The sequence below is a fragment of the Curtobacterium sp. MCLR17_031 genome (genome assembly GCF_003234775.2).
In the GTDB taxonomy this organism is placed as follows: domain Bacteria; phylum Actinomycetota; class Actinomycetes; order Actinomycetales; family Microbacteriaceae; genus Curtobacterium; species Curtobacterium flaccumfaciens.
The window spans coordinates 2,757,795-2,775,333 of sequence record NZ_CP126270.1; the positions used below are offsets into that span (position 1 = coordinate 2,757,795).

20 protein-coding genes are annotated in these 17,539 nt (G+C 72.0%); 4 read left to right on the forward strand and 16 right to left on the reverse strand.

The window, feature by feature from the left end; all coding sequences use genetic code 11:
* Positions 1-6 precede the first annotated feature (6 nt).
* The 6 genes from DEI96_RS13065 to DEI96_RS13090 all read right to left on the reverse strand — a co-directional run bounded on the left by DEI96_RS13065 (position 7) and on the right by DEI96_RS13090 (position 4,160).
* Positions 7-1,284 (reverse strand): NAD(P)/FAD-dependent oxidoreductase, encoded by a 1,278-nt coding sequence (locus tag DEI96_RS13065; RefSeq protein ID WP_111022177.1) that lies wholly within the window; start codon positions 1,282-1,284, stop codon positions 7-9.
* 219 nt (positions 1,285-1,503) lie between these two features.
* Complete coding sequence (locus DEI96_RS13070; RefSeq protein ID WP_110863466.1) at positions 1,504-1,812, reverse strand: hypothetical protein; 309 nt, start codon at positions 1,810-1,812, stop codon at positions 1,504-1,506.
* Positions 1,809-2,489, reverse strand: a complete 681-nt coding sequence (locus DEI96_RS13075) for an Asp23/Gls24 family envelope stress response protein (RefSeq protein ID WP_146246835.1) — start codon at positions 2,487-2,489, stop codon at positions 1,809-1,811. Before DEI96_RS13075 ends, DEI96_RS13070 begins: the two co-directional genes overlap by 4 nt.
* The gene (locus tag DEI96_RS13080; protein WP_027466268.1) at positions 2,486-3,040 is read right to left on the reverse strand and encodes an RNA polymerase sigma factor; all 555 of its coding nucleotides are present in this window, start codon (positions 3,038-3,040) and stop codon (positions 2,486-2,488) included. The genes DEI96_RS13075 and DEI96_RS13080 overlap by 4 nt, the downstream gene beginning before the upstream one ends.
* Before the next feature lie 9 nt (positions 3,041-3,049).
* Positions 3,050-3,199, reverse strand: coding sequence for a hypothetical protein (locus DEI96_RS13085; protein ID WP_163342694.1), 150 nt, complete (start codon positions 3,197-3,199; stop codon positions 3,050-3,052).
* 124 nt (positions 3,200-3,323) lie between these two features.
* On the reverse strand, positions 3,324-4,160 hold the full coding sequence (locus DEI96_RS13090; RefSeq protein ID WP_111022175.1) for an alpha/beta fold hydrolase: 837 nt from the start codon (positions 4,158-4,160) through the stop codon (positions 3,324-3,326).
* Between the two features lie 190 nt (positions 4,161-4,350).
* Between DEI96_RS13090 and DEI96_RS13095 the strand changes: the two genes are divergently transcribed.
* Positions 4,351-4,980: an MOSC domain-containing protein gene (locus DEI96_RS13095; RefSeq protein WP_209082207.1), complete on the forward strand. Its 630-nt coding sequence runs from the start codon at positions 4,351-4,353 to the stop codon at positions 4,978-4,980.
* Positions 4,981-5,003: 23 nt separating this feature from the next.
* Here the strand turns inward: DEI96_RS13095 and DEI96_RS13100 are convergent, their stop codons facing one another.
* A complete protein-coding gene (locus DEI96_RS13100) occupies positions 5,004-5,387 on the reverse strand; it encodes an MmcQ/YjbR family DNA-binding protein (RefSeq protein ID WP_111022173.1) in 384 nt (127 codons plus the stop codon).
* Between the two features lie 141 nt (positions 5,388-5,528).
* Between DEI96_RS13100 and DEI96_RS13105 the strand changes: the two genes are divergently transcribed.
* Positions 5,529-5,828, forward strand: a complete 300-nt coding sequence (locus DEI96_RS13105; RefSeq protein WP_220039096.1) for an excalibur calcium-binding domain-containing protein — start codon at positions 5,529-5,531, stop codon at positions 5,826-5,828.
* Positions 5,829-5,979: 151 nt separating this feature from the next.
* Here DEI96_RS13105 and epsC read toward each other — a convergent pair whose 3' ends face one another.
* The 3 genes from epsC to DEI96_RS13120 all read right to left on the reverse strand — a co-directional run bounded on the left by epsC (position 5,980) and on the right by DEI96_RS13120 (position 8,823).
* Entirely contained in the window at positions 5,980-6,540 is a 561-nt protein-coding gene (gene epsC, locus DEI96_RS13110) for a serine O-acetyltransferase EpsC (protein WP_110863472.1), read from the reverse strand.
* 20 nt (positions 6,541-6,560) lie between these two features.
* Entirely contained in the window at positions 6,561-7,499 is a 939-nt protein-coding gene (cysK, locus tag DEI96_RS13115) for a cysteine synthase A (RefSeq protein ID WP_111022171.1), read from the reverse strand.
* Positions 7,500-7,785: 286 nt separating this feature from the next.
* Complete coding sequence (locus DEI96_RS13120) at positions 7,786-8,823, reverse strand: dipeptidase (RefSeq protein ID WP_111022170.1); 1,038 nt, start codon at positions 8,821-8,823, stop codon at positions 7,786-7,788.
* Positions 8,824-8,967: 144 nt separating this feature from the next.
* On the opposite strand from DEI96_RS13120, the gene DEI96_RS13125 reads away from it, so the two are divergent.
* Positions 8,968-9,477, forward strand: a complete 510-nt coding sequence (locus DEI96_RS13125) for an SRPBCC family protein (RefSeq protein ID WP_111022169.1) — start codon at positions 8,968-8,970, stop codon at positions 9,475-9,477.
* On the opposite strand, the gene DEI96_RS13130 is transcribed toward DEI96_RS13125, so the two are convergent.
* The 6 genes from DEI96_RS13130 to DEI96_RS13155 all read right to left on the reverse strand — a co-directional run bounded on the left by DEI96_RS13130 (position 9,444) and on the right by DEI96_RS13155 (position 16,689).
* Positions 9,444-10,277: a MurR/RpiR family transcriptional regulator gene (locus DEI96_RS13130; protein WP_110863476.1), complete on the reverse strand. Its 834-nt coding sequence runs from the start codon at positions 10,275-10,277 to the stop codon at positions 9,444-9,446. The two genes, DEI96_RS13125 and DEI96_RS13130, sit on opposite strands and share 34 nt — an antisense overlap.
* Entirely contained in the window at positions 10,274-11,533 is a 1,260-nt protein-coding gene (locus DEI96_RS13135) for an allantoate amidohydrolase (RefSeq protein WP_111022168.1), read from the reverse strand. The genes DEI96_RS13130 and DEI96_RS13135 overlap by 4 nt, the downstream gene beginning before the upstream one ends.
* On the reverse strand, positions 11,530-12,783 hold the full coding sequence (locus tag DEI96_RS13140) for a pyridoxal-phosphate-dependent aminotransferase family protein (protein WP_111022167.1): 1,254 nt from the start codon (positions 12,781-12,783) through the stop codon (positions 11,530-11,532). Before DEI96_RS13140 ends, DEI96_RS13135 begins: the two co-directional genes overlap by 4 nt.
* Before the next feature lie 43 nt (positions 12,784-12,826).
* The gene (allB, locus tag DEI96_RS13145; protein ID WP_111022166.1) at positions 12,827-14,203 is read right to left on the reverse strand and encodes an allantoinase AllB; all 1,377 of its coding nucleotides are present in this window, start codon (positions 14,201-14,203) and stop codon (positions 12,827-12,829) included.
* Entirely contained in the window at positions 14,200-14,964 is a 765-nt protein-coding gene (locus DEI96_RS13150; RefSeq protein ID WP_111022165.1) for an aspartate/glutamate racemase family protein, read from the reverse strand. The genes allB and DEI96_RS13150 overlap by 4 nt, the downstream gene beginning before the upstream one ends.
* A gap of 159 nt (positions 14,965-15,123) precedes the next feature.
* Entirely contained in the window at positions 15,124-16,689 is a 1,566-nt protein-coding gene (locus DEI96_RS13155) for an NCS1 family nucleobase:cation symporter-1 (protein ID WP_111022164.1), read from the reverse strand.
* Between the two features lie 273 nt (positions 16,690-16,962).
* On the opposite strand from DEI96_RS13155, the gene DEI96_RS13160 reads away from it, so the two are divergent.
* Entirely contained in the window at positions 16,963-17,526 is a 564-nt protein-coding gene (locus DEI96_RS13160; protein ID WP_111022163.1) for a VOC family protein, read from the forward strand.
* Positions 17,527-17,539: the final 13 nt, after the last annotated feature.

Below are 17,539 nucleotides of genomic sequence, written 5' to 3' on the forward strand. Positions count from 1 at the left end.
CCTCGGTCAGTCGCTCGTCGCCAGGTGGCGGTGGACGAAGGTCACGGCCATGGCGCCCTCGCCGACCGCTGCGGCGACGCGCTTGACGGACCCGGCGCGGACGTCCCCGGCTGCGAAGGACCCCGGCACGTTCGTCTCGAGCCAGAACGGACGCCGCTCGAGCGGCCACTGGTCGAGTGAGCCGTCGACGGCGTCCAGGTCCGGGCCGGTGACCAGGTACCCGAGGCGGTCGCGGACCATGGGCGTCTGTTCGGCCCAGCTCGTGTCCGGTCGTCCGCCGATGCAGATGAACAACCGCGTGGCCGGCAGCGACACCGCGGCGCCGTCGCCGTCAGTGACCTCGATCGACTCGAGTCGGGTGTCGCCGTGCAGCGCCGAGACCTGGCAGCCCGTCCGGACCGTCACGTTCGGTGTGGCCGCGATCCTGGCGCTCAGGTACTCCGACATCGTGGCCGACAGTGACGCTCCCCGGACGAGCATCGTGATGTGCGCCGCGGAGCGGGACAGGTTCATCGCCGCCTGGCCCGCCGAGTTCGCCCCGCCGACCACGAAGACCTGTTCGCCGGCGCAGCCGTCCGCCTCGCTCGTCCCGGCACCGTAGTAGACACCGCAGCCGAGCAGCTCCTGCTCGCGCTGCAGCCCGAGCCGACGCCACTCGACACCGGTCGCGCAGATGTTCGCGCGGGCGACGACGTGGCCGCCGTCGGCGAGGTCGGCGTGGATGCGGCCGTCGTGGAAGACCCCGCGCACCCCCTCGCGCATCACGAGGAGTTCGGCGCCGAACCGGACCGCTTGTTCACGGGCACGCTCGGCGAGGTCCGCTCCGGCGATCCCCTCGGGGAACCCCAGGTAGTTCTCGATGAGGCTGCTCGAACCGGCCTGCCCGCCCACGGCGTCCCGCTCGAGCAGGACGACGTCGAGCCCTTCGGAGGCGGCGTACACGGCCGCGGACAGCCCGGCGGGTCCGGCACCGTAGATCGACAGGTCGTACTCCTGGCGGCGCGGTGCGTGGATCCACCCGAGCCGGTCGGCGACCTCGCGCAGGGTCGGTGCGACCAGTTCCGTGCTGTCGGGGAACACCACGAGCGGGAGCCGCGACGGATCGACCCGGTCGGCGGCCGCGACCTGGTCGTCGGGTACCGCCCCACCGACGTCGACCGGGAACCAGTCGAACTGCACCACGGAGCGCGACAGGAAGTCCCGCAGGGCGTAGGAGTCCGCGTCGAACGGCCGTCCGTACACGCGGACGCGACGTGACGGGACCACGGCGGCGTCGGTCTCCATGATTCCTCCGGTCGGTGCGACGACGATCGGTGCGGAACTGCTGCCGCTCCCTCACGAGCACGCTACGGACTGCCGGCGCGCTGCACGTGGTCCTGCGAGGGTCTCCTTCGGTACCGGAGGCGGCGTCGGGTCGCGTCGGGCGGGGTCAGCTGCGCCCACGGCGGACGGGAGGCCCGTGGCGGTGTCGCCACGGGCCTCCCGTCCGGTGTGTGGTCGCGGTCAGCCCACCCGCGCGACGCGCACGTCGACGCGGCTGAGCGCCAGGCCGTGTGCTGCGGCGGTCGCCAGGGCGACGTCGTGGACGGCGCGGGCGACCTCGGGGGCCGGGCGGAAGCCGTCGGTGCCGATGACGACGCGCAGGGCGTCGTCGTCGACGACGATCCGGAGCGGTCCGGTGCTCGTGGCGATGCTGCGGACCGCCTGCACGGCGCTCGCGACCGTCGGGCGGGAGCGGTACAGGTCGGTGACCCCGGGGACCTCGAGGACGGCGGCCTCGATCGCGGCGAGGGTCTCGTCGGTGGTGCTCATCGGGCCTCCTCCGGGTCGGTGCCGGGCTCGTCGGTGCCTGTTTCGTCGGTGCCGGGCTCGGGGTCCGGCAGCAGGTCACGGACGACGACGTCGATCGCCTCGACGAACAGGTCGGTCTGCTCGGCCAGGGCGCCGGCCACGGCGGCGCGGACCAGCTCGGCGGTCGCGGGGATCGACGGACCGGACGCGATCGCGATCTCGACGACCACCCGGATCGGCGACGCGAGTTCGGTGACGTCACCGTCGAGGTGGCAGCGGGCCACCAGGACCCCGGGGACCTCGTCACCGGTGCGGCGGATGAGGGACCGGATGGCGCCCTCGGTCATCACGGGGCGCTCGGTCTCGGACAGGGGGCGGAGCGGGACGTCGCGACCGGAGCGGGACTCGATCGAGATGTTCGCCAGGACGCCGCTGATCCAGGACTCGTCGGCCGGGGCCTCGTCGCGCGCGGCCGCCTCGAGCGAGCGGAGCGACGCGTGGCGGACGCGGATGATCGCGGCCAGGGCGTTCTGGCAGGCGGGCGAGTCGTCGATGCTCGGGTCCGCCGGCTGCATGCCGGCGTCGAGGTAGTCGGCGAGCTCGTCGATCGAGTGGCCGTCGAGGTCACCGGGTTCGAGGGCGTCGAGTGCTTCCGGGCTGTCGGGCAGGTCCGGCCGGATGCCGTCGTGGTCGGTCATCGCCATCCCTCCATGAGTCGGATCATGTTCTTCCTCGCTCGGGACAGCAGTCCCCGGACCGTCGAGGGTGGCAGGTCGAGTTCGGCGGCGATCTCGTCGTACCGGTACTCGAGCACCTCCTTCATGATCCAGCACCGTCGTTGGGCTTCGGGCAGTTCGGCCAGCGCACGTTCGACCGCGTCCTCGCGCGAGCGCGCCTCGGCGACCCGGTCGGGTGCGTCGTCGGCCGGCGCGGCGACCTCGAGCTCGGTGACGTCGTCGTGGACGCGCCGCGCGCGGATCCGGTCGAGGCACTTCCTGCTCAGGATGCGCATCAACCACGACTTCACGCGTGCGAGGTCCTCGAGGGAGTCGAGGCGGTCCCACGCGGTGATGAAGGTCTCCTGCACGACGTCGTCGAGTTCGTCGGTGGAACCGAGGGTCCGACGGGCGTAGGCGCGGAGCAGCGGGGTGTGGCGACGGATCAGGACCTCGAAGGCCCGGACGTCGCCGTCGGACGACCGGCCGGCGAGGACCGCGTCGTCGAGCTCGGCGAGGGACTGGTGGTGCACGCGTTCCTTCTACCGGTGGTGGATGGTGAACGGCTGGGTGCGCCAGCGTGCCGGCACGACCTTGAACGGTCCGGCCGGCCGGGCGGCGAGCGAGCGGACACGCGCCATGGCGAGCACGTGTGCGGGGGCGTTCCTGGGGACAGCAGCGGTGCGGGTCACGTCGGCTCCTCGTGGTGTGGTCACCGATGGGACGTGCGTCGCACCCGATTCGTCACACACGACGTCAGGGGCGCACCCGGACGGTTCCGGTCTGCGCCCCTGACGTCGTGCGTGTCCGCTTGCCCTACTGCTGGATGAAGGCGAGCAGGTCGGGGTTGATGACGTCCGCGTGGGTCGTCAGCATGCCGTGCGGGTACCCCTCGTAGATCTTGAGCGTGGCGTTGCTGAGCAGCTCGGCCTGCTTGATCGAGGCCGCCTTGTACGGCACGACCTGGTCGTCGTCGCCCTGCGTGACGAGGACCGGGACGGAGATCGCCTTGAGGTCCTCGGTCTGGTCCGTCTCGGAGAACGCCTTGATGCCCTCGTAGTGGGCCAGGGCGCTGCCCGTCATGCCCTGTCGCCACCAGTTCGCGACCACCGGGGCGGAGACCTCCACGCCGGGTCGGTTGAAGCCGTAGAACGGGCCCTCGGCGACGGCCTGGAAGAACTCGGCGCGGTTCGCGGCGAGGGCGCTCCGGAACCCGTCGAGCACCGAGATCGGCGTGCCCTCCGGGTTGGTGTCGCTCTGCAGCATGATCGGGGGCACCGACGAGACCAGGACGGCCTTGGCGACGCGGCCCTGGGGCTCGCCGTACTGCGCGACGTACCGAGCGACCTGGCCACCACCGGTGGAGTGCCCGATGTGGACCGCGTTCTGCAGGTCGAGGTGCTGCACGACCGCATCCGTATCGCTGGCGTAGTGGTCCATGTCGTGACCGGTGCCGATCTGCGACGAACGCCCGTGCCCGCGGCGGTCGTGCGCGATCACCCGGTAGCCCTTGCCCAGGAAGAACAGCATCTGCGCGTCCCAGTCGTCCGACGACAGGGGCCATCCGTGGTGGAAGACGATCGGCTGCGCGTCGCGCGGCCCCCAGTCCTTGTAGAAGATCTCTGCACCATCGCTCGTGGTGACGAACGCCATCGTGAACCTCCGTGAGTTTCTGCTCCACATGTGACGCGGACTGGCCGCTGCCTCCCGTTCGGCGGGAGACCGAAGCCCCTTCACCGTAGGACCGGCGCTCCGGCGACCGCTTGGGTCATTCATCCCGATCCGTGGGGCCGCGCGTGGGGCCCCGCTTGGTGCGGGGGCGTGTGTGCGCCAGAGTTGCTCCATGTCGCTCGTCACCGCCGTCTGCCGCGTCGACCGCCTGCTGCCCGACTCCGGCATCATCGGCGTCACCGCCATCGACAAGCGTCCGGTCACCGGCAGCGTCCGGGTCCGGCCGCTCGGGCTGCGCGCCGACGTGCAGGCGAACCGCAAGTACCACGGCGGTGTGGACCAGGCCGTGTACGCCTACGCCGACGAGGACGCCGCGTACTTCGCCGACCTGCTCGAGCGCGAGGTCCCGCCCGGCCTGTTCGGCGAGAACCTCCGCACCAGCGGCATCGACGTCACCGGGGCCGTGACCGGGGAACGCTGGCGGATCGGCGACACCCTCGTGCTCGAGGTGACGGTCCCCCGCACACCCTGCGGCACCTTCGCCCGGCGCATGGGGATCGACGGGTGGGTCAAGCGGTTCGCCGACGAGGGGCGGCCGGGGGCGTACTTCCGCGTGGTCAAGTCCGGTTCGGTCGCCGCGGGTGACCCCATCGAGGTCACCCACCGGCCGGAGCACGGGGTGACCATCGGCGAGATCTTCGGCGACCTGGCGCCCGATCGTGCACGGGCCGTGCTCGAGTCGGGGGAACGGCTGGCACCGAAGGTCGTCCACGACCTGTCGAAGGTCGCCGCGCGAGCCTGAGCCCGTGGAGCCAGTCGAACCGATCAGCTCGGCAGCACGCCGCGCGAGGGGTCGATCGGACGCTTCGCCACGGGCAGCCCGGCCACGACCAGGTCGTAGGCGTTCGCCACGAGGTCCTCGACCAGGGTCTCGTCGATGCCGTCTCCCGGCGTCAGCGTGATCCAGTGCCGCTTGTTCATGTGCCACCCGGGCGTGATCTCGTCGTGGTCCCGCACCAGCGCGGCTCCGTGCGGCGGCGCGCACTTGAGGTTCACGATCGGGGTCCCACGCACCTCGGTCACCATCACGAACATCTTGCCGACGACCTTGTAAACCACCGAGCCCTCGCCGAACGGCTGGGTCTCGACGGCCGCCGGTAGCCCCAGTGCCGTGCGGCTCGCGATGTCGTGCAGCTGCTCGCCGTCCATGCGACCAGGATGCCGCAGGCCGCCGACAGCGCACCCCGTTCGGGGGCAGGTCGTGAGTGTCGATCACGTCGTATGATCACCACGCCGCGCACCCGACGCGGCGGTCGCTCGCGCGATCACCACCAGTTCCAGGGGGAACCCGTGCGCATCATCCGTACCCTCGGCATCGCCGCCGCCACCGCCGTCCTCGCGACCACCGTCGTCGTCGGCGGGACCTCGACCGCGCAGGCCGCGCCGAAGTCCTACGCCAGCTGCACCGCGGTGCACAAGGTGTACTCCGGCGGCATCGCCAAGAAGTCCGTCACGAAGAACAAGGTCGTCTCCGGCGGCAAGACCACCTACCGTGCGCTCAAGGGCACGGTGAAGAAGGACGACGCCCTGTACAAGGCGAACACCAAGCTCGACCGCGACAAGGACGGCATCGCCTGCGAGAAGAGCTGACGCTCTCGCTCGCTCGGTGACACCGCCAAGGCACCGGTGTTCGCGTCCTGAACACCCGCACGCCGGGGTGCGATGCGTGAACACCGGTGTCTTGCGTGGCCGGAACGCCCCGGCGTGCGCCCGCGGCCGGACCCGGGGCGGTGCGACGCGCTCAGAGCGTCGGGACGCCCTCGTGCCCGGAACGGGGACGCGGAGTCCCGGCGACGCCCGTGACGACCGACCCCGCCGGCACGTCCTTCGTGACCACCGTGTTGGCACCGACGACGGAGTCCGGACCGATCGTGATCGCCCCGATCAGCGACGACCCGGCGCCGAGCACCACGCGGTCCCCCACCACCGGGTGCCGTCGGGCTCCCGGCCCGTGGTCTCCGCCGCGTCCGCCCAGGGTGACGCCGTGGAACACGAGCACGTCGTCACCGATGACCGAGGTCTCGCCGATCACGACGCCCATGCCATGGTCGATGAAGAACCGACGGCCGATGCGCGCGCCGGGGTGGATCTCGATGCCGGTGACCGACCGTGCGACCTGCCCGAGCAGGCGGGCCGCGAACCGGGACCCGGGCAGCCCCTGCGCGTTCCAGAGACGGTGGGTCACGCGGTACGTCCAGATGGCGTGCAACCCGGAGTAGACGATCGCGTTCTCCAGGTCACCCCGGGCAGCGGGGTCACCGCGGCGTGCTGCGGACAGGTCCTCCCGGATGGTCCGCAGCACGCCTCGTCGAAGAGGACGACTCACGCAGTGAGCCCCTCGAAGAGCACCGTCGACAGGTAGCGCTCTCCGGTGTCGCACACGATGGCGACGATCCGCTTGCCGGCGTTCTCGGGGCGTGCGGCGATCTCGAGGGCCGCGTGGATGATCGCGCCGGACGAGATGCCCGACAGGATGCCCTCCTGCGTCGCCAGGGCACGGGCAACGCGCAGCGCGTCGTCGAGCTCGACGTCGAACACCTCGTCGATGACGCTCTGGTCGAGGACCTCGGGCACGAAGTTCGCGCCGATGCCCTGGATCTTATGGGGACCGGCCTTGCCCTCGGTGAGCAGGGGCGAGTCCTTCGGCTCGACGGCGACGATCTGCACACCGGGCACGCGCTCCTTGAGCACCTGCCCCACACCGGTGATCGTGCCGCCGGTGCCGACACCTGCGACGAACACGTCGACGTGCTCCTCGGTGTCGCGGAGGATCTCCTCCGCCGTGGTCTTCCGGTGGATCTCGGCGTTCGCAGCCGTCTCGAACTGGTGGGCGAGGATCGCGCCGGGGGTCTCCGCGACGATCGACTCGGCCTTGGCGACCGCGCCCTTCATGCCCTCGGGCCCGGGGGTCAGGACGATCTCGGCCCCGTAGGCACGGATGACCGCACGGCGCTCGACGCTCATCGTCTCGGGCATCGTGATGACGACCCGGTAGCCACGGGCGGCACCGACCAGCGCGAGGGCGATGCCGGTGTTGCCGGACGAGCCCTCGACGATGGTGCCACCGGGCTGCAGCGCGCCGGAGGCCTCAGCGGCGTCGATGATCGCGACGCCCAGACGGTCCTTGACGCTGGCGCCCGGGTTGTAGAACTCGAGCTTCGCGAGCACCTCGGCGCCGCCCGCCTTCGGCAGCCGGTTCAGCTTGACGAGGGGGGTGTTGCCGAACGCCTGGGAGATGTTCTCGTAGATGGTGCCGCTCATCCGGTCCGTCCTTCGCAGCTCAGGTCGCGCATCGCTCTTCCTGGAGGCGCGGTGTGCGCCCGATCCTAGCGACCGGACCCCAGGCGGTCCTGTCCGTGACGGCGCGTGCGCGCCCGGCAATTGGTCCACACGCTGTGGACCAATTGCCGCTTCCTCGGGCCACGCCTCCGCGAACCCACCGCGAGAGCGACAGATGCCCGCGGAAGGTTTGCGGACACCTGTCGCTTTCGCGGGAGTGAGCACGACCAGCGCCGAGGAGAGTCGCTTTGCGACTCGCCCCACCGCGTCAGCGCACGAACGCCGTCCGGGCGAACCGCTCGTCGGTCGCCTCGAGCACCCGCAGCACGTTGCCGCCGGCCAGAGCACGCAGGTCCGGCTCGCCCCAGCCGCGCCGGACGAGCTCCGCCGCGAGCACCGGGTACCGCGACACGTCCCGCAGGTCCGGCGGCAGCACCGGGGTGCCGTCGTAGTCGCCGCCGAGGCCCAGGTGCGCCACACCGGCGACGTCGCGGGCGTGCTCGACGTGGTCGGCCACGTCCGACACCGTGACCAGGGGCGGTTCGCCGGCCATGCCCGACTCCTCCCAGTCCGCCCACGCCCGCGACACGAACTTCGGCACGAAGGTGATCATCACGACGCCGCCGTTGTCGGCCAACCGGGCGAGCACGTCGTCGGGCACGTTCCGCGGGTGGTCGTCGATCGCGACGGTCGACGAGTGGCTGAACACGACGGGCCGGGTCGCCACGTCGAGGGTGTCCCGCATGGTGGCCGGTGCGGTGTGGGACAGGTCGACGAGCATGCCGATCCGCTCCATCTCGGCGACGATCTGCCGACCGCGGTCGGTCAGGCCGCCGTGCGCCCGCTTCCCGGTCGCGGAGTCGGCCCAGGGGGTGTCGTCGTTGTGGGTGAGCGTCATGTAGCGGACCCCCAGCCGGGCCAGGGTGCGGAGGACCGCGAGGTCGTCACCGATCGAGTGCCCGCCCTCGGCGCCCAGCAGCGACGCGATCCGGCCGGAGTCGACGGCGGCACGGACCTCGGCGGCGGTGCGGGCGAGCGCGAGGTCGTCGGGGTAGCGCTCGATGATCCGGTGTGCGAGGTCGACCTGCTGCAGCGTCGTCGTGACGGGGTCCGGGTCGTCCGCGGGCACGAACACCGACCAGAACTGCCCGACGACGCCGCCGGCACGGAGCTTCGGGATGTCGGTGTGCAGCGAGTCGGTCTCGGTGTCGATGCCCTCGACGCCGGAGTCGTGGCTGTCACGGCGCTCCCAGGGCAGGTCGTTGTGGCCGTCGATGACCGGGAACGGGAGCGCGTCGAACGTCATCCCCCGACGCTACCGCCCGCGCCGTCGTGGCTAGGCTCGAACCGTGCAGCCCGTCACCCTCCGCACCGAGCGACTGGTGCTCTCGGCCCCCGAGCTCGGCGACGCCGACGACGACCGGTCCGCCCCGATGGTCTGGCCGACGTCGTGACCGTCTCGTTCCGGGTCGTGACGGACCTGCCGGTTCCGCCGGAGCGCGCCTTCGCGCTGTCGCTCGACATCGGCGCGCACGAGCGATCGATGGCCGCGACCGACGAACGCGCCGTCGCCGGCACGACGGCCGGCACGATCGGCCTGGGCGAGACCGTCACCTGGCGTGCGCGGCACTTCGGGATCGTGTGGCGGATGACGAGCCGGATCACCGCCCTGGAGGCACCCCACTGGTTCGTCGACGAACAGGTGCGTGGGCCGTTCGCCCGGTTCCACCACGAGCACCGCTTCGAGCCGTCGGCCGGCGGCACGCGCATGGTCGACACCATCACGTTCCGCGCACCGCTCGGCCCGCTGGGCCGCCTGGCCGAGGTGCTCGCGCTGGCCCGGTACATGCCGGGGCTCATCGCCGACCGAAACGCCTCGCTCGCCGCCGAACTGCGTGCCGACCAGCGCGCCGGATCCGACGGCGATCAGGGCGCAGCGAGCTCCCCCAGCGCGTCGTAGGCGGCGGCGACGGCGTCGACCCGTACCCGGCCACCCGGGCCCGAGGCGTCGTAGACGTCGTTCGTGATCGCGGCGACGACGGCGAACAGCGCGGCCATCGAGTCGAACGCCGACGGCGAGTCGACCGGGCAGAGGATCGCGGTGGCGGCGGGGGCGGCGATGACCGCGGCCGTCGGGTCGCCGAGGACGATGACGTCCGCCCCGGAGTCGACGCAGTGCCGGACGATCCGTTCGACCCCGGCGGTGTGCCGACGCACGGTCACCAGGATCACGAGGTCGTGCCGGTCGAGGTCGGCGACCTCTTCGCCGAGCCGCTGCCCGGGCGACGGGCCGACCCGGACGTCGGACCGCACCTGCGCCAGCTGGGACCGCAGTTGCAGCGCGATCGGGTACGCGCCGCGTTCACCGAGGACGAGCACGCGGCGGGCACGGACGATCCGACGGGCCAGGCGCGGGCGATCCGCTCGACCGAGGGACGCGAAGGCCGCGTCGAGGTTCCGCGCCTCGACCGCGCGCTGGTCGACGTGGGCGGCGTCCTCGGCGACCCACGGCAGGCCCGAGCCCCGTGCGGACATCAGGTTCTGCCGGACCTCGGCGGCGTCCTGGAACCCCAGCGACCGCACGAGTCGCGAGACCGTGGCCTTCGAGGTGCCGGACTCGGCCGCGAGTTCGGCGGAGGTGCCGACGAGCAGGAGTTCCGGGTCGTGGCGGACCATGGCGGCGACCCGTCGTTCGGCGGGCGAGAGCTGTTCCCACACGGAGTCGATCCGGGCGCGGACGTCGGGGCCGGCGGTGCTCATGCGCGGGCCACCCGGTCGACGGCGACGGCCAGGGCGTCGAGGCCGAGGGCGATGTCCGGCGTCGACACGAACTCGTCGGGGTGGTGGCTGATGCCGTCGGGGTTGCGGAGGAACAGCATCGCCACGTCGGTCACGAGTCCGAGCGACATCGCGTCGTGGCCGGCTCGCGAGAACAGCTCCATCGGCGCGGTCTCACCCGTCGACGCGATCCCGGCGCGGACGGCGTCCATCAGCCGGGGCGAGCAGAACACCGCGGGTGCACGGTGCACCTCGGTCGGGGTGACGCTCACCCCGCGCCGTTCACCGATGAGCGTGAAGGCCTTGGTGAGTTCGTCCCAGACCTCGTCGCGCTCGTCGTCGAACTCGCCGCGCAGGTCGACGGAGAACCGTGCGAGCCCGGGGACGACGTTGACGGCTCCGGGTTCGACGGTCATCGTGCCGACGGTGCCGACCTGGTGCGATGCCCGGCAGATCCGTTCCACCGCGAGCGCGGCCTCGGCAGCGGCGAGCAGGGCGTCGTGCCGGCGCTCGTAGGGTGTGCCGCCGGCGTGCCGGGCCTCTCCCACGGCCTCGACCGAGAACCGGCGGGCGCTCGCGATGCTCGTGACGACCCCGAGGGCCTGCCCGGCCTGCTCGAGGTGCGGCCCCTGCTCGATGTGCGCCTCGAGGTAGCCGACCACCGAGGCCGGGTCGACCGCGGCGTCGCTGACGCGCTCCGGGTCGAGGCCGAAGTCGGTGAAGGCCTGCCGGAGCGTGACGCCGTCACCGTCGGCCAGGTCCCACCAGGCGTCGTCCCAGACCCCGGCCACCGCGGACGACCCGAGCAGGGCCTTGCCGAAGCGCGTGCCCTCTTCGTCGGAGAACGCGATGACCTCGAGCGCGACGGGCAGCGGACCGTCGGCGGTGAGCCGGGCGACCGTGCGGATCGCCATGAGCACCCCGACGACGCCGTCGTACCGGCCGGCGTCGACCACGGTGTCCAGGTGCGAGCCGAGCAGCAGCACGGGGGCGTCGGGCGTCGCGCCCGCGGCCCGGCCGTGCAGGTTGCCGGCGGCGTCCTGCCAGGTGGACAGTCCGGCGTCCTGCATCCAGCCCGCGACGAGGGCGTTCGCCCGGGCGTGCTCGGGTGACAGGTAGACGCGGGTGATGCGGCCGGGTTCTGCGCTGAGGGCGGCGAGCTCGTCGCACCAGCGGGCGACGAGTTCGGCGTCGGCGGCTCCCACGGCGGTGGCGTTCAGGACGGGCACGGCGCTCACGCGAGCACCTCCGCCCCGGCGGGAGCGACCGCTGCGGTGTCGTCGCGGAAGACGTCGAGGGCGGCATCGACACCGCCGCCGTGCGGGACCGCGTGCCCGGCCCGGCGCAGGGTGTGCTCGAGCGCGGCCAGGGTCGTGACGACGGTGTCCTTCCGGGCGTTGTAGCCCATCGTGCCGATGCGCCAGACGCGTCCGTGCAGCGGCCCGAACGAGGTGCCGATCTCGATCCCGTGGTCGTCGAGCATCGCGCCGCGCACCTGATCGCCGACGACGTCGGACGGGATCTCGACGGCGACGACGTTGTGCATCTTGTGGGCGACGTCACCGAAGACCGGGAGCCCGAGGGCCTGCACCCCGGCGAGCATCGCGCGCCCGGCCGTCTGGTGGCGGGCGACGACGGCGTCGCGGCCTTCCTCGAGCAGGATGCGAGCGCACTCGTGGGCGGCGTAGAGCATCGAAGCGGCCTCGGTGTGGTGGTTCAGGCGGCGCGGGCCCCAGTAGTCGAGGATCATCGCGAGGTCGAGGTAGTTCGAGCGGATCGGTTCGTCGGCGACGTCGTCACCGGGTTCGCGGATGCCGGCCTCGACGCTCCGCCGCTCGTCGAGCACGGCCACGGCCTTCGGCGACAGCGTGACGGGTGCACTGCCGGACGGGCCGCCGAGGCACTTCTGCAGCCCGGCGCTCACGGCGTCGAGCCCCCAGGCGTCGACCTCGAGCGGGTTGCCGCCGACCGTCGCAGTGGCGTCGGTGTAGAGCAGGACGCCGTACCGCTCGCAGATCGCACCGAGCTCGTCGAGCGGCTGGTTCATCGTGGTCGAGGTGTCGCCCTGCACGACCGCCAGCACCTTCGGCCGGACGCGGGCGATGGCCGACTCGATCGCGGACGGCGTGAAGACCTGACCCCAGTCGGTCTCGATGGTGTGGACCTCGGCGCCGGCACGGCCTGCGATCTCGGCGAGCAGGTGCCCGAACCGACCGAACACCGGCACGAGCACGCGGTCACCCGGGGCGAGCAGTGACACCAGCACCGCTTCGATCCCCGCGCGCGAGGTGCCGTCCACGAGCAGCGTCGCATCGTTGCGGGTGCCGAACACGCGGCGGTAGAGCGCCTGCGTCTCGTTCATCGTCGAGGTCATCCAGGGGTCGTACTGGCCGACGAGCGGCGTCGACAGGGCACGGAGCACGCGCGGGTCGGCGTCGATCGGACCGGGCCCCATGAGGAGACGGGCTGGTGGGTTCACTGGGAGCATGGTGGTTCCTTCCGTTCCTGATCCGACGATACCGGAACGATCGTTACAGGGGTGTTTCCGCCGCGAGCACGGGCCGTCCGGCCAGCTGCCCCTCGACGCAGACCACGCCGCCACCAGCCGTGGCGATGCGGCGACCGCGGAGCCAGGTCTCGGTGACGCTGCCGCGCACGCGGAGCCCGTCGAACGCGGACACCGGGTTGCGGTGCTCGAGCCCGGCGACGTCGACGACGGACTCGGCGGACGGGTCGAACACGGCGAAGTGCGCCACGGCACCGGGAGCGATCACCCCGCGGTCGCGCAGCCCGACCAGGGCGGCCGGACCGGTCGTGAACAGCGGCAGCAGCACATCGAGCGGGACCCCGCGACGCTCGGCCTCGGTCCACACCGCCCGGAACCCGACCTGCAGGCCGGCGACCCCGCCCCAGGCCAGACCCCAGTCGTCGGTCTTCAGATCGGCGGTGGAGGGCGAGTGGTCCGACACGACGAGGTCGATCGTGCCGTCGAGCACGCCGGCCCACAGTGCGTCGCGGTTGGCGTCGTCGCGGATCGGCGGGCAGCACTTGTAGGCGGTCGCGCCGTCCGGGATCGTGCCCGCCTCGAACGACAGGTAGTGCGGGCAGGTCTCGACCGTGATCCGGACGCCGTCGTCCTTCGCCTTGCGGAGCATCGGCAGCGCGCCCGCGTCGGACAGGTGCAGCACGTGCACCCGCGCACCGGTCGCCCGCGCGCCGTCGATGACCTGCGCGATCGCGGACCGCTCGGCGGCGACGGGCCGGGTGGCCAGGAAGTCGGCGTACCGACCGCCGAGCGCCTGGTGCGGCACGAGGTGCTCCGGGTCTTCGGCGTGCACGATCAGCAGGGCGTCGATACCGGCGACCTCGGCGATCGCGGCGCGGAGCTGCTCGGGGTCGAGGTGCGGGAACTCGTCGACACCGCTCGGCGCCGTGAAGCACTTGAACCCGAAGACGCCGGCATCGTGCAGGGCGTCGAGCGAGCCGAGACTCGCGGGGACCGCTCCGCCCCAGAACCCGACGTCGACCGCCACCCGGCCCTCGGCACTCGCACGCTTGACAGCGAGCGCCTCGACCGTGGTCGTCGCGGGGATGGAGTTGAGCGGCATGTCCACGATCGTGGTGACGCCGCCCATCGCAGCGGCCCGGGTCGCGGACGCGAAGCCCTCCCACTCGGTGCGGCCGGGCTCGTTGACGTGCACGTGCGTGTCCACCAGTCCGGGGAGCAGGACCTGCCCGTCCGGCACGGTGTGGTCCTGCACGGCGTCGACGACCGCGTCGACGGGCAGGACGCAGGTGACCCGGCCGTCGTGGACGACGACCGCAGCCGGGCGGAACGCCCCGTCGACCCAGGCTCGCTGCGCGCGGACGACCAGGTCTGCCGTGTCGCCCGCCGGGAGGCCCGTCACGCGCCCGCCCCGGCCGTTGCGACCGCCGCCGGGTGGCGTTCGAAGCCCGCCAGCAGCCCCGACATCGCCTTCACCGGCGGCAGGGCGTACTCGCCGCGCTTGCCCGTGGACAACCCGAGCCGGACGACCGACTCCGCCAGGACCGTGGCCGCCGCGACGCCGTCGACGACCGGTGCCCCGATGGCCAGCGAGACCTCGGCGCAGAAGTCGGCCATGCCCGCGCACCCGAGCACGACGGCATCGGCTCCGCCGTCGATGACCGCTCGGCACTCCTCGAACACGAGCGCTCGCGCTCCGGACTCGGGGTCGTCGAGCTCGAGCACCGGGACCTCGCACGCTCGGATCTCCGTGACGAGCGGGGCGGAGCCGTAGCGCTGGGCGAGCTCGTGGGCGCGGCCGGTCGTCCGCGCCAGGGTCGTGACGACGCCGAACCGGCGGCCGAGCATCGCGGCGGCGTGGAACCCGGCCTCGGCGATCCCGATCACCGGCACCGTCGCGAGCTCCCGCGCGGCGTCGAGCCCCGGGTCCCCGAAGCAGGCGACGACGAACGCGTCCACCCCGTCCTGCTCGCCGCGCGCGATCTGCTCGAGCAGCCCGGGCACGGCCAGGGCCTCTTCGTAGTGGCTCTCGATCGAGGCCGGCCCCATCGAGGGTTCGACCGCTTCGACCAGTGTGCCGGGAGCGGCGACGGCCTGGGCCGCGACGCCGATCGCTCGCGTCATCGACGCGGTGGTGTTGGGGTTGACGACGCGGATGCGCATCGGGGTCCTTCCGGTGGAGCGAGTGGAGCGGTGGAACCGGTGGTGCTGGGTGGTGACCATCGTGGCGGGGGCGGGGCGGGCCTCCCGGCCGTGGTGTGGATCTGTGGACGACCGAGCGCCGCGACCCGCCCTGTGGAGGACGGGCCGCGACGCCGGCGGTCAGGCGCGACCGACGGCCGCGCCGTCGTCGACCGAGGGGTCCTCCGCGTCGAGCACGGGCATGCTCGGCCGGACACGCTCGAGCGCCCAGAAGACGACGAGGCCCAGTCCGCACCCGATGAACCAGCTGTAGCTCGACAGCCACGGCAGCACGCCGAGTGCCGGGGGCAGGACCGCGCTCGCCACCGAGATCGCGCCGGTGACCACGAGGGTCCAGATGGCGTTCGGGTTGAACCCGCCGCGGTACCAGTACCGGGCGGTGCGGCTCGTGGAGTACATGTCGTCGATCGCGATGCGCTGCTTGCCGACGATGTAGTAGCCCGCGATGAGGATGCCGAACAGCGGGCCGATCAGCGCACCGAGCACCCCGAGCGTGTACAGGATCGCCTGGTCGTTGCCGTACCAGTTCCACGGGGTGAGGAGCACTGAGCCGACCGCGGCGATCATGCCACCGGCCCGCCACGAGATCTTCCGGGGTGCCACGTTCGAGAAGTCGAACGCGGGGCTGATGAAGTTCGCCACGATGTTGATGCCGACGGTCGCCGTGACGAAGGTCAGGCCACCGAGCAGGATCGCGAAGGGTGCTCCGATGGCCTGCACGGTCTCGATCGGGTCGGTGATGAGCTTGCCGAACACCGGCACCGTCGCGCTGGCGCAGAGGACCGTCAGGACCGAGAAGAACAGAAAGTTGATCGGCAGACCCCAGAAGTTGCCGCGCTTGACCGCACGGAACGACCGGCCGTAGCGCGAGAAGTCACCGAAGTTCAGCATCGGGCCGGAGAAGTAGCTGACCACCAGGGCGACCGCGGACAGCATCACCGGGATCGACGCCCCGAACGACAGCGGCTCGCCGGCCGACAGGGTGAACGAGATGTTGCCGATGCCCGCCTGGCTGACCAGGTAGACCGCGAGCACGATCATCACCACGTAGACCGCCGGTCCGGCCCAGTCGATGAACCGCTTGATGGCCTCCATGCCCATCCAGAACAGCGCGCCCTGCGCCACCCAGAGGATCGCGTACGAGATCCAGCCCAGGGCCGACAGCCCGAGGAACGAGTGGTCGAGCAGCCCCGCCGATGCCGGGATGAACTTGAGGAAGATGATGTTCAGCGACTGGGCGGCGAGGAAGGTCTGCACGCCGTACCAGGCCATCGCGATGAGGCCGCGGATGATGGCGGGGACGTTCGCGCCGAGCACCCCGAACACCGCGCGGTTGATCACCGGGTACGGCACGCCGGTGCGCTGCGACGGCTTGGCGACCAGGTTGGCGAAGACCTGCACGATGAGGATGCCGACCACCAGGGCGATGAGCACCTGCCAGCTCGCGATCCCGAGGGCGAAGAGCGACCCGGCGGTGACGTAGCCGCCGACCGAGTGCACGTCGGACATCCAGAAGGCGAAGAAGTTGTAGCTCGTCCAGCGCTGCTCGCGCAGCGGGGCGAGGTCCTCGTTCGTGAGCGCCGGGTCGTACCCGGGCTTGACGACACCGGCACCCGCTGGGGCGGGAGCGGCGGTCGTGGTGGGGGCGTGGGGCGCGGCGACTGGTGTCGCGATGTCGGTAGCCATGGCGTCCTCCGAGGGAGTGGGAAGCGGGGCGGTGCGTGCTTGAGCACGAAGCTACGGAGCGACTTCGCCCCCGCCGTTTCCCTCGTGTAACGGTCGTGTGTCCCGCACCCCGTCCTGGAACGACCGTTCCGGGACGGTGGTCGAGACCGGCGCCGACCGCTCCCGGTGCCGCGCGCGGAGCCGCGGTGCGGCTTGCCGCATCGATGGGCACCGACCCCGCACGGACCTCGCCCCGACCCGAGCCGCGGTGACCGCCGGTGGTACGAATCGACCATGAGCAGGGGAATCAGGATCGACCACGTGGGCGTCACGGTGCCGGACATCGACGCAGCCACGCAGTTCTTCGAGGCGGCGTTCGACGCCGTCGTCCTGTACGACATGCGGCGTCGTGACGAGACGCCGAACAGCAGTTCCGAGGCGCACGGCTACCTCGGCATCCCGAGCACCATGGCGCAGGGGGCCATGCGGATGCTCGCGCTGCCGGAGGGGCCGGGGCTCGAGCTGTTCGAGTACCTGGGGCCCGAGCAGCGGAACGCCGCACACCCGTCCGACCTGGGGTGGCAGCACCTGGCGATGTACGCCGACGACCTGGACGAGACGCTCGCCCGGGTCGAGGCGGCCGGCGGTAGCCGGAACTCCGACCCGCGCGACCTGCGTGGTGACGAGGCGGGGGCCGGCAACCGGTTCGTCTACACCCGCACGCCGTGGGGGTCGACGCTCGAGCTCGTCAGCTACCCGACGCCGCAGCCGTACCTGGTGTACGCGCCGCGGCCGAAGTGGGCGCCGTGGCCGATGCCCGACGACGTCTACCCGGTGCCGGCACCCGCCGTGCACTGACGACCAACCGCCG